Raw genomic sequence first — 12,930 nt, forward strand, 5'->3', positions numbered from 1 at the left:
CTTGTAATTTTTTATTCAAGAAAAAAGCCATCCCGATTGTGAGATGGCTTTTTATCTTTATTGAAGTCCAGCTAAACTTTGTTCGATGGTGGCAATTTTTGCCAAAGCGTCTGCTTCTTTTTTGCGTTCCATTTCCAAAACTTTTTCCGGAGCGTTATTTACAAATTTCTCATTTGAAAGTTTTGCCTGAACCGATTTCAAAAATCCTTGATTGTATTTCAACTCTTCGTTTAACTTTTTAATTTCCTCCTCAACGTTGATTGAACCCGTGATTGGAATAAAATATTCGTTCGACTTTACTCGGAAAGTTAACGCTCCGTCGATTTTTTCGTTTAAATAATTCACAACGGAAACATTGCCTAATTTCATAATCACATCGTCAAATTTCGTCGATATGTTTTCTGAATTAATGGTTTTTAATTCGATGTTGTCTTTAAACGGAATATTTTTTTCTTTGCGAATATTTCTAATGCCCGAAATCACTTCTGTAGCAAAATCAAAATCGCTAATTAAGGATTCATCAAAAGATTTAATTTCTGGCCAAGAAGCAATAATCAAGGCTTCGTCCGGAGTTCTTTCGGCGATATGTTGCCAAATTTCTTCTGTTAAAAATGGCATAAATGGATGCAATAATTTCAAATTGCTTTCAAACATTTCAATCACTTTATCAAATGTTTTTCTGTCAATTGGCTGTTGGTATCCCGGTTTGATCATTTCCAAAAACCACGAACAGAAATCATCCCAAACCAATTTATAAATTGCCATCAATGCGTCAGAAATTCTGTATTTTTCAAAATTATCTTCGATTTCGGCTAAAGTTTTTTGCAATTTTGCTTCGTACCATTCTACTGAAATTTTGGCGTAATTAGGTTGTTCGATTGTATCGCTTACCTCCCAACCTTTTATCAATCGGAACGCATTCCAAATTTTATTGGTGAAAGATTTCCCTTGACGGCACAATTCTTTGTCAAATAAAATATCGTTCCCAGCAGATGCACTTAACAGTAACCCAACCCGAACGCCATCGGCACCAAATTCTTCAATTAAATCTAACGGATCTGGCGAATTTCCTAATGATTTCGACATTTTTCGGCGTTGGTTATCACGAACTAATCCGGTCAAATAAACATTAGAAAACGGTTTTTCGCCCGCATATTCGTAACCCGCGATAATCATTCTCGCCACCCAAAAAAATAAAATATCCGGACCGGTTACCAAATCATTTGTGGGATAATAATATTTAAAATCCTCGTTTTCAGGATTTAAAATTCCTCCGAAAACCGCCATTGGCCAAAGCCATGATGAAAACCACGTATCTAAAGCATCGACATCTTGCTTCAAGTCGGCAGTTGTCAGGTTTGAATTGCCCGTTTTAATTTTTGCCAATTCTAAAGCATCTTCAATATTTTCGGCTACCACAAAATCCTCTTTTGCTCCCGAACCTTCGGAACTATAATAATATGCCGGAATTTGCTGACCCCACCAAAGTTGGCGCGAAATATTCCAATCCCGAATATTTTCTAACCAATGACGGTAAGTATTGTCAAAACGTTTTGGGTACAATTTAATTTCTTCGGTTTCCAAAACGGCTTTGATGGCAGGTTTTACCAATTCCTCCATTTTTAGGAACCATTGGTCTGACAAGCGAGGCTCAATTACACATTTTGTTCGTTCTGAAGTTCCCACTTTGTTCAAATGCGTTTCGGTTTTTGCCAAACTTCCATTAGATTCAAGTTCTTTGGCAATTTCCTCACGAACCACAAAACGGTCTTTCCCTTGGTAATGTAATCCAAAAGAATTTAGCGTGGCATCTTCATTAAAAATATCAATAACTTCTAAGTTGTGTTTGTCGCCCAAAGTTTTATCGTTCATGTCGTGAGCTGGTGTAACTTTTAGGCAACCTGTCCCAAACTCTACATCTACGTAATCGTCTTCGATAATTGGAATGCTTCTGTTGGCAATGGGCACAATCGCTTTTTTACCTTTTAAATGCGAAAAACGTTCGTCATTTGGGTTGATACAAATAGCGGTATCGCCAAAAATGGTTTCCGGACGCGTTGTGGCAACAGTTAAAAAATCTTCGGTTCCTTCAATTTTATAGTTGATGAAATACAATTTTCCCTGTCTTTCTTCGAAAATTACTTCTTCGTCAGACAGTGTGGTTTTGGCTTCGGGATCCCAGTTTACCATTCGGTAACCACGGTAAATCATGCCTTTGTTGTATAAATCCACGAAAGATTTTATCACGGAAGCTGACATGTCAGGATCCATAGTAAATTTTGTACGTTCCCAATCACAAGAACAGCCTAATTGCTTGAGTTGTTCTAGTATTGTCCCTCCGTATTTGTCGGTCCATTCCCAAGCGTGCTTTAAAAATTCTTCACGAGAAAGGTCATTTTTGTTAATGCCTTCCGCTTTTAATTTTGCCACGACTTTTGCCTCAGTTGCAATTGAAGCGTGATCAGTTCCGGGAACCCAACAAGCATTGAACCCTTTTAATCGTGCACGACGAATTAACACATCTTGGATGGTATTGTTGAGCATATGTCCCATGTGCAAAACTCCGGTCACGTTTGGCGGTGGAATGGTGATGGTGTATGGTTTTCTATGATCTGGTTCGGAGTGAAAATAATTGTTTTTCATCCAGTAATCGTACCATTTTTTTTCTACAGATTTGGCTTCAAATTGCGCAGGAATCGTCATTATCTTTTGTTCGTTGTTAGTTTTTATTGTTTTGGCAAAAGCCGAAAGATTACAAAAATGCCTAAAGTTTTTCATTTAGCCCCGATTGAAGCGGAAATCCTTTTATCAATTATCTCGGGTTACAACCGAGGGAATTGATAAAAGATTGCAGCGAAAAGCGGGAATATGGCTGACTGAAACTAACTGATGTTTCGCTCCAACAAAAACCTTTCGGATTTAGGCAAAAATAGTCAACAAACCGCAGTAATGAAAATTTAGATTTTATTTATTTGCAAATTGTGGCGAAAGGATTTATTTTTACCATTATTTTATTGATTTTAAACAAAATGAAACAACTTTTTACATTAATTGCGTTTGCTGTTTTTGGTATTTCGGCAATTGCGCAAACGGGTCCGAAAATTGAATTTAAGCAAGAAATTATTGATTACGGGACGGTTTCGAGAGATGATTCGGGCGTTAGAATTTTTGAATTTACAAATGTGGGCGATGCTCCATTGGTGATTAGCGATGTGAAATCGAGCTGTGGTTGTACGGTTCCGAAACGACCTACTGAACCGGTTGAACCTGGAAAAACCGGGCAAATTGAGGTGAAATATAATATGAATCCAGGAACGATTAATAAAACGATAACGGTAATGAGTAACGCTGTAAATAAAACTGATGGCGTTGTGTTGCTGAAAATTACCGGGAATGTGGTGGTGAAAGAGGAAGTAAATTTGTTAGAAAAGAAAAAATCTTTACCGAATACCTTATAATTAAAACCGGCAAATTTGCCGGTTTTTTTATGCTTATATTTTGAAATTTTGTAGAAAAAAAACCGCAAATTTGCAATAAAACAAACCATCATGCCTAAAGTTTCGCAAAAGGGGCAAAATATGCCCGAATCTCCTATTCGAAAGTTAGTTCCTTATTCTGAAATTGCTAAGAGAAAAGGACACAAAGTGTATCATTTGAATATTGGCCAACCGGATATTAAAACGCCGGAAGTGGCTTTGCAAGCGGTAAAAAACGCCGATTTGCAAGTGTTAGAATACAGCCATAGTGCGGGTTTTGAAAGTTACAGAAATAAATTAGCGACTTACTACCAAAAACAGCATTTACCAATAGAAAGTAAAGATATTATTATCACAACCGGAGGTTCAGAAGCATTGCTTTTTGCCATGGGAAGCACGATGGATGAAGGCGATGAAATTATTATCCCGGAACCGTTTTATGCCAATTATAACGGATTTTCAACCGCTTCGGGCGTGAAAGTAGTACCAGTAATTTCTACCATTGAAGACGGTTTTGCCTTGCCACCTATTTCGGCATTTGAAAAATTAATTACACCAAAAACCAAAGCAATTTTGATTTGTAATCCTGGAAACCCAACGGGATATTTATACTCTAAAGACGAAATTGCACAATTGGCAGACATCGTCAAAAGACACGATTTATTTTTAATTGCAGATGAAGTGTATCGCGAATTTGTTTACGACGGTGAAGAACATTTCTCCATTATGAACGTTCATGGAATTGAGCAACATGCCATTATGATTGATTCGGTTTCTAAACGTTACAGTATGTGTGGCGCAAGAATTGGCTGCATTGTTTCTAAAAATGCTGAAGTGATGGCTACCGCAATGAAATTTGCCCAAGCCCGTTTGAGTCCACCAACTTATGCGCAAATTGCCAGCGAAGCTGCTCTCGAAACACCACAAAGTTATTTTGATGCCGTGATTGATGAATACAAAGAACGCAGAGATATTTTGATTAAAAAATTAATTGAAATTCCGGGCGTAAAAGTCGCTATCCCAAAAGGCGCTTTTTATTGCATCGCTCAACTTCCCGTTCGTAATGCCGACGATTTTGCCCAATGGTTACTAGAATCTTACGACCTTAATGGCGAAACCGTGATGGTAGCTCCAGCCGCCGGATTTTATTCCACTCCAGGCGTTGGCCAAAACGAAGTTCGCATCGCCTACGTTTTGAAAAAAGAAGACCTTATCAAATCGGTTGACATTCTCAAACAAGCACTTGCGGTTTATCCTAACTAAAATAAAATCACACTAAACGTTTCCACATCGGAGGCGTTTTTTTTTTATTGTGGAGCAACACCTTAGGTATTTTTTAAACCTCAGGTTCCTGCTGCTTCGCCATATCTTTTTTAAAATCGCCCGAAGTGTCGGGATTTTAAAAAAGGATATTTGCGAGCATCAGGGCTAAAAAAAAACACTTTAGGTTTCTTTTAAACTTTCTCAAAAAAACGGCAAAGTTTCGGACAAAAAAATAGGCTTCCATTTGCGGAAGCCTATTTTTATTTCAAATTAAAAATTATCGTTTGAGAGAGAAGTGAGCTCTAAATTCTTTTTGCTCTGTTCCTTCGGTGTACAATACTTTAAACCAGTAATCTGTAGAAGGAAGCGGATGACCATTCATTGTTCCATCCCAACCATCGCCTTCAGAACCTACAGTTTTCACTAATTTCCCGTATCGGTCAAAAATATAGATAATTGCATCTGGTCCTAAACCTCTAATTGTCCAAGTATCATTATAGCCATCTCCATTTGGCGTGAAGAATTTAGGATAATTAATCACCATTACTTCAATAGGAATTGGCATCACACAACCTCCATTGTTTAAATCTCTCACTTCAAGTAAATAAGTTCCCGCGGCAACAGGACCAAATACATTAGAAGCTTGCCATTCAGTCGGACCACCTTCAGCTGTAATTAATCTAAATTCATAGTTTCCTAAACTTGACGGATCAACCACAACTGTAATTGTTGCATTGTCGGTAAAGTATCCGCTTACTACAACATCACTAATGATTGGTGCAGAAGTAGCATCAACAGAAGCAGAAGATTCTGGTGTTACAGCAGAGATACAACCCGTTGCAATATTTGTTGCAATTACGCTGTAAGTTCCTACTTCATTCACAAAAATAGACGAACCTGTATCTGGTAACGGATTTGTACCGTTAAACCATTGGTAAGTATAATCCGCAGGATTTGCTCCACCATCAACATTGGCAACTAATTCATAACTGTTCAAAGGATCTAAAGTGGTTGGATCCACACAAAAGAAACCTCCTTGTAATGTTACTACTGGTAGTTGATTTACAATCAAATTAATTGGTGTAATTTGTGGACAACCTGTTGTGGCATTTCTATTAATTACTAAAGCATAAACAGTTGTTGTAGCAGTATTAAACGGATTTACATCTACGATAGCACGTGAATTGGTAGTTGTCGGTCCTTCGGCACCATCTAAAATTGCATCAGCTTCAGTTAAATAATAATGAACTGTGAAATCAGGTGGTGTTTGGGTACCTAAAACTGTGTTATCAAATGCAGACAAGTCGAAATCTGTATAGCCATCATTTGTTCCATCTAAATCATCACAAACCACTTGATCCGCAACTGGATTTGCAACGGCTGGTTCATCAACTACCAAATTAAATGTTCCTACGTTGAAACATCCGGTTGTGTTGTTTTGTACTCTAACCCAAATTGCTTCTGGATTAGTAGTATTTGGATAACTATTTGGCAACACACCAAGAGTTCCACCAGCCTCTGCGTTTATTTGAGAATCATAATAAGTGAAAGTATAATCTGCAACATTTAACGAAGCATCCAAAACACTCGAATTATGATCGCTTAATGTAAATGTATGCGTTGCACCTCCCACACAAGCTACAAAGTTTGGAATTACACCATTCACTCCTAAAGCCGGAATTGGATTCACGATAATATCAAACTGAACCATTTGCGAACATTTGATTGAAGCATTGTTGGCATTTGTGGTCATCAATACATAAATTGTTCCTGATGGTCCTGAATAATCTGTAGGATCTGGAATTGCGTTTGCGAAAGTTCCTGCAGCAGCATCTGCTTCGGCAACCGCTTGATCAGTGTAGTAGTAAAATGCTACAGAAGCTGGAGATGCACCGTTTCTGATGTATGTTTCGTTAACTGTCAAATCAATATTTTCGCCAATTCCATCGCCTTCAACGCCATTGTCACATAAGTTAACGAGATCTTGTGGATCTGTTCTTGGGTTTGGCAACGGCTCAACTCTAATGGTTAATGTAGTGTAACTCACACAACCTGTTACGGTATTTGTGATTACAACATTTAAGGTTTGGGCTCCTGGATTTGCGTTCGTATAACTTGTAGCCGGATCAATCAAAGTACCAGCTAAAGTATAGAAAGCTACATCATAATCAGGAAGATTTCTAGTAAGATTACCGATTTGAGTGGTTAAATCAAAACTAGTGAAACCATCGTTTGGTAAGCCTTCATCACAAAGTGAATATTCCACCGGAGCAAAAGCAAGCGCTGGATTAATAGTAATTGTAAAACTTCCAACGTTGAAACAATTTGTGGCAGTGTTAGTTATTCTTACCCAAATTTGTTGACCATCTGTTGCTAAATAATTTGTTGGATTTGGAATGTTATTTCCTAAACCTGCATTAGCATCTATTGCATCAGTATAGAAACGAATGGAATAAGTTCCAGCTGGTTGTCCAGTCAATAAATCCAATGTATCGATATGAGCCTGAAGATTTACACGTGTAGTTCCATCTTCATTAGTGTCACATACAATTAACGGATCAATCGTGGTTGGAACGGTTGGAGCCGGATTGACAATAAGTTGCATTGGTGCAATTGAAAAACATCCTGAGTTGTTATCAACTGCTCTAATCCAAATCATTCCAGAAGCCAAGTTGCTGTATGGAGAAGTGTATGGGAACAAATTATTTTCGGCATTATAGCTTGTTTCATGGAAAGTGATGGTGTACGGTGCTCCACCAGTAATTCCAGGAATCAGTGAATCTAAATCAAATTGCTCTGTTCCATTATTGTCAGGATCACAAGCCACTTGTGGAGCAGGAACATTAATTAACGGTAATTGTTCTACTCGAAGCGTTAAAGTTGTTTGGGAAGTACACCCCGTAGCTCCGTTAGTAACTACTACTAATATAGTTTGAGCAGGGCTTACTTGGTTTTCATAATTTAATGGCAGTTCCGTTCCAGCAGCATAAGCAGCAGCATCAAAATAATATCTGATGTCCATTCCTGCTTCTGTTGTAATAAATCGTTTGTAATCTTCTAAGTCAAATTCTTCTATTTCATCACCCGGATTGTTGATGTCACACAAAGTATATTCTGGCAATACTCCTGGAGCAGGAATCACCGGATTCGGGTTCACAATCAAATCCATTGGAACGGCTTTGAAACAGCCTGTTACTGCATTTTCCACACGAATCCAAATCGTTTGTAAAAACGGAACGGTATTATTAAAGTTTATTAAACTTGTGATAGGCGGATTTGCTGGTACAGCCGCTTCTGCATCTGATTGATTAATATAATATATAAAATTGTATGTATCCAAAGGATTCAAATCAGCAATCATGTCAGCTTCTCTAATTGTAATATCAGGGAAAGTTGACAAACCATCAGCGGTTGCATCGTCACAAACCTGAATTGGATTTGGAGAAACCGGTTGTGGCGTTCTGTTTACAATTAATCTTAATTGAACAAATGATGGACATGCACTTCCTCCTGGTTCCTCAACTCTCACATACATGAAGTATGGTGTAAGTTCTGGAGAGGCATCCACTAAGTTTGCATATGGAAAATTCTGTTTAGGAAATGCGTTATCCAAAGCATTCTGCATTGTTTCGTGGTAACTCAATATTAACGTTGAAGGACCTCCGGTAATCTCAAGATTTTTGTCTGTCAAATTAAAGAATCCAATACCATCTTCATTGTCATCACAAATTTCTAATGGGGTTGGGTTAATTACCACTGGAGCAGCAATTGTATTTACAGTCACCGAACCAGAAAGGGTATTTGAACAAGCTGGAGTTCCATCGCCTAAAATTGAAATCAAATCGAAAGTGGTTGCGGCAGAAAGATTAGCAGTTGTATATAAGCCGTACCCCATTCCATCCAGTAAAATTGTATCAGTAGTAACGCCTCCATCAGCTGTAAATGTAACCGTACTATTTGGAGTTCCTGTAAATTCAAGTTCTGCAGGACGGTTTTGACAGACATTTACCGGACCCGTAAAAGTTGCCGTTGGCAACGCCTTAACCTGAACAGTTACAGCAGTAGAATAGGATCTTGAACAAGGAACCGCATCGGCAGATTCCACATTTAAAAGCGTATAAGTAGTTGGCGTTGTTAAATTTCCTGTTGGTAAACTAAAGTTTCCGGTTCCATTTAATGTAAGTGTAGTTGGCGTTCCAGAATTTATAGAATAAGTAATTATGCCATTAACTGGTCCTGTGAACAAAACAGAAGTCGCATCATTCTCACAAACAGTATTTTGAGCCAAAGCGATAGTTGCAGTTGGTAGCGGATTTACCGTAATAGTCGCATCGACCCCGGTAAATGAAGCTGTACAAGGAGAAGCACCAGTTGTAGTAATGCTTACTAATGAATAAGTTGTATTGGCAGTTAATGTCGATGAAATTGTAGCCTCCCCAATTAATGGATTTGCAGTTGGTGTAGAAAGGTTTACAACTTGAGGAGTACTTCCATTTACCGTATAAGTAACATCGGCATTTAACGTTCCAGAAATAACAACACCACCAGTAGTATTTTCGCAAATTACAGGACTAATAGGTGAGATTGTTGCGCTCGGATTTCCAATAACGGTTACTGTTGCGGTTCCAGTTTGAGTTTGAGTACATGTTGACGGAGAAGCTGCCGAAACTGATACTAAGTCATAATCATAAGTAGCATCGGATGGCAACGTTTCTGTAAGAATAAATTCACCTGAAGCATCTAAAGTAACCGAGGCTGGTGCACTATTTAATGTATAGTTAACAGTAGCCAAAGGTGTTCCCTGAAATCTAATTCTTGAAGGAACTCCTAAACATATTTGAGTATCTAATGCAGTTATTGATACAGTTGGCAATTCTTCGACAGTAATTGTAACTGAACCTGTAAGCGTTTCTACACAAGGTGGAGTTCCCGCTGTTGAAACCTCATCAAGGGTGTAAGTATAAACCCCATTTGTGGTAGTATTTGGAACTAAAATAGAGCCAACACCGGAACCATCTAATATAACCGTCTGTGGAGTTCCAGTAGCATCAAGAAATGTTACGGTCGATCCAGCGGTACCGGAAATCCCAATTGTCGTGGCATCGCCTTCGCAAATTGTGGTATTTCCAGTAGAAAATACAGCTGTTGGTTGTGGACCTACATTTATAGAAGCAACACCTGTCAATGGTTCCACACATGTTAATCCACTTGTTGTTAACGAAACACTAACTAATGTATAATTATATGGCGATGAAGCAGCTACAACCGCAGGAGATGTAATTGAAGCTGTCCCGGTATTAGTTCCTGTTCCATCATCAACCAGAGTAGTGGTTTGAGTTGCACCAGTTTCATCAGTATAGGTTACTGTTGCGCCAGCAGTTCCGCTAAAATTAATTGGCGCTGTTGACCCTTCGCAAACCGATGCCGAACCAGATATAACTGCGGTTGGATTTGGATTTAATAATAAAGAGTAATAATAAATTAAATAATCTGTAGGATCAGTAATTCTTGACGCTCTTACGTAAATGACTGCACCAGTACCTGAGGGATAAGATGCAACCTGAGCTGGTGTTAAGGCAGTTGCTAAATCATCAGTTGCAATTAATGATTCATGATAAGTAAGAGAGAAATCGGCAGGGACAAATCCATCAGCTGTGATTTGAGCCTGTACGTCAGCTAAGTTATCTTCTAAATTAAAATTTTCAGTACCGTCGTTTGCTACATCACACATTGTAATTCCAGCAACCTCAGTTTCGGTACAACTTCTAATACTAATTGTAAAAGGCAAAATTGCATAACAAGGCGTTGGAGAGTTATAATCTGTTACACGCACATAAATGGTTTGAGTTCTTAATGGTACAGGAAGGTTGTAAATTACTGGTGCTGCTGTGTTTGAAGGGTCATAGAAATTATTAATAGGTGGTGTGTAAAGATCTCCTATTTCATTTTCAGCATCGAATTGACTTAAATAATATCCCACCGTATATAAATTAGGATCTAAAACCTCTGTAGGATCCGTACTAAAAGTACCCAATACCACATCTGTATTAATTCCTATATTGAATTCACGTGGATTAGCATCAGTATCACAATGGGTTATGTCTTGAGGCGCTAAACCCGCTGACTCTCCAACCCTTACAGTCGCAACGTCAGATGCTCTTTGAGGTGGTATTGCAGGATCACAACTTCCAAAAGTAGCGATTACTTGATAATCAGTTGTAGCAGTTGGACAAACAGTAAACGTGGGTGTTGTTGCTAAAATAGTTCCAGGATCTGCAACTGTTGACCATGCATAAGTGATAGGAACCTGAGCACCATTTGGGCTAAATCTCCACGCTTCAGATGTTGTTCCAGTACCATCAACATTCACGCTCCAAGGGTTATTACTAGTATCTCGACCAGGAGCTGCATAACCCATATTCCCAGCTTGATTTTGAATTCCTAGAGTTCCTGCACCGCTAATCCATTGGGGACAAGACACTCTTCTTCTTACATGAATCTCGATAATATTTGTAGATTCGAATAAAACGATTTGATATGACTGATTCCCTTCGTCAGCACATCCGCCTCCATAAAGCGGGACGTTTTGCCAGTTAGCCACAAATGCACGACAAGGGTATGTACCAACGGTAAAATAATTAATTTGAGTCGAATTAGGATCACTTGGAGGTCCAACCACTCTAGTTGAGCCCGTAATAAGTAAATCCTGCAACATCATAATTGCATTTTTATAAGGAGGTCCATAACCTGGACCAGAACCACCATTGATGTTCGCCGAAAAGCTAAAACCGCTACCAGAATTTGGAGCATATAAACCTCCCGGAGAATCAGGATGGCCTTGAATACTAAACGTTACCGCTCCATTATCACCAATTAAACATTCGGCATATTTCTCACCAAAAAAACAAAAGTTAAATGGAGTAGTTTGTTTCCCTCGCAAAGGAATAGTTTGAGACCATCTATCATCCGTAGTAATACTGGTAATATCATTGATATTATCCGGACTTCTCCATACAAAAGGTGTAGATGACACTACGTAACTATCCGTTTGTCTTGGGATACGGTTAATGGGAGGTCTTGCTTCTAAAGTGACGCAATCACCTACCGCACAAGTACCCCTATCATTGGCGATAATATCCAAACAACCAAGGTCTTGAGCATTCAAGGCGGCAAAAAACAGCGTAAATAATAAAGATAAAAGATAATTCTTCTTCATTTTGGGAATATTTTGAGGAGCGAAATTTACATAAATTTAAGAAACTATTATCTTAAATTTTGAATATTTTTAATTTTAACATCGTACAACTGTTTGTATTTTATTAGTTATCTTTGCTGTCTTAAATTTTTATTTTATCAAAACATCGATGAATAACGAGAATTTTCTTGACGAAATAGGTGATAACCACCTTGCTTCGAGCGCACAAAATCCACTTCGAAGTGACGCATTTGACCTAACGGATGATCAAAAAATCGAAAGCATCAAAAAAGATGTGGAAAGCATCTTGATTACTTTAGGAATGGATCTTACTGACGATAGCTTAAAAGGCACTCCAAATCGCGTGGCGAAAATGTTTGTAAAAGAAATTTTTGGCGGCTTACATCCCGACAAGAAACCTGGAGCGTCCACGTTTGACAATCATTATAAATATGGCGAAATGCTGGTTGAAAAAAACATCACGGTTTATTCTACTTGCGAACATCATTTACTACCAATCATCGGGAGAGCTCACATTGGCTACATTTCAAGCGGTAGAGTTGTAGGATTGTCTAAAATGAACCGTATTGTAGATTATTTTGCCAAAAGACCTCAAGTTCAGGAAAGGTTAACAATGCAAATTGTGCAAGAATTACAGAAAGTCTTAAACACCCAAGACGTGGCTTGTGTAATTGATGCCAAACATTTGTGCGTAAATTCTCGCGGAATTAGAGATATTGAAAGCAGTACCGTAACATCAGAATTTGGCGGAAAATTTAAAGATGAAGCTACCAGGAGAGAATTTTTAGATTACATTAAATTCGATACGAGCTTTTAAGCACTTTGCCGCAGCCCTGATGGAAATGGAAATCTTTTTGCAGTAAGGCGTATTTTTTTGCCGAAATCAAAAAGCGACCAGCGGAAGCTCTTTTGATAAGTGCAAAAAAACGCCGAGCCAAAAAAATTGAAATGTACAGCAGGAATGGCTGCCCAAAA

General features: G+C 38.4%; 5 protein-coding genes. 3 read left to right on the forward strand and 2 right to left on the reverse strand.

The window, feature by feature from the left end; all coding sequences use genetic code 11:
* Positions 1 to 57: 57 nt before the first annotated feature.
* Positions 58 to 2,703, reverse strand: a complete 2,646-nt coding sequence (locus tag GV828_RS08895) for a valine--tRNA ligase (RefSeq protein ID WP_166537189.1) — start codon at positions 2,701 to 2,703, stop codon at positions 58 to 60.
* A 326-nt stretch (positions 2,704 to 3,029) separates the two neighbouring features.
* Here GV828_RS08895 and GV828_RS08900 point away from each other — a divergent pair, with 326 nt between their 5' ends.
* Together GV828_RS08900 and GV828_RS08905 are read left to right on the forward strand one after the other, a co-directional pair.
* Positions 3,030 to 3,458, forward strand: coding sequence for a DUF1573 domain-containing protein (locus GV828_RS08900; RefSeq protein WP_166537135.1), 429 nt, complete (start codon positions 3,030 to 3,032; stop codon positions 3,456 to 3,458).
* Between the two features lie 90 nt (positions 3,459 to 3,548).
* The gene (locus GV828_RS08905) at positions 3,549 to 4,739 is read left to right on the forward strand and encodes a pyridoxal phosphate-dependent aminotransferase (protein ID WP_166537136.1); all 1,191 of its coding nucleotides are present in this window, start codon (positions 3,549 to 3,551) and stop codon (positions 4,737 to 4,739) included.
* A 277-nt stretch (positions 4,740 to 5,016) separates the two neighbouring features.
* Here GV828_RS08905 and GV828_RS08910 read toward each other — a convergent pair whose 3' ends face one another.
* The gene (locus GV828_RS08910) at positions 5,017 to 11,955 is read right to left on the reverse strand and encodes a T9SS type B sorting domain-containing protein (RefSeq protein WP_166537137.1); all 6,939 of its coding nucleotides are present in this window, start codon (positions 11,953 to 11,955) and stop codon (positions 5,017 to 5,019) included.
* A gap of 148 nt (positions 11,956 to 12,103) precedes the next feature.
* On the opposite strand from GV828_RS08910, the gene folE reads away from it, so the two are divergent.
* Positions 12,104 to 12,772 carry a GTP cyclohydrolase I FolE gene (gene folE, locus GV828_RS08915; protein WP_166537138.1) on the forward strand — a complete coding sequence of 223 codons (669 nt, stop codon included), beginning with the start codon at positions 12,104 to 12,106 and terminating at the stop codon, positions 12,770 to 12,772.
* Positions 12,773 to 12,930: the final 158 nt, after the last annotated feature.

Origin of the sequence: Flavobacterium ichthyis (assembly GCF_009915155.1) — a bacterium.
GTDB classification, from domain to species: Bacteria; Bacteroidota; Bacteroidia; order Flavobacteriales; family Flavobacteriaceae; genus Flavobacterium; species Flavobacterium ichthyis.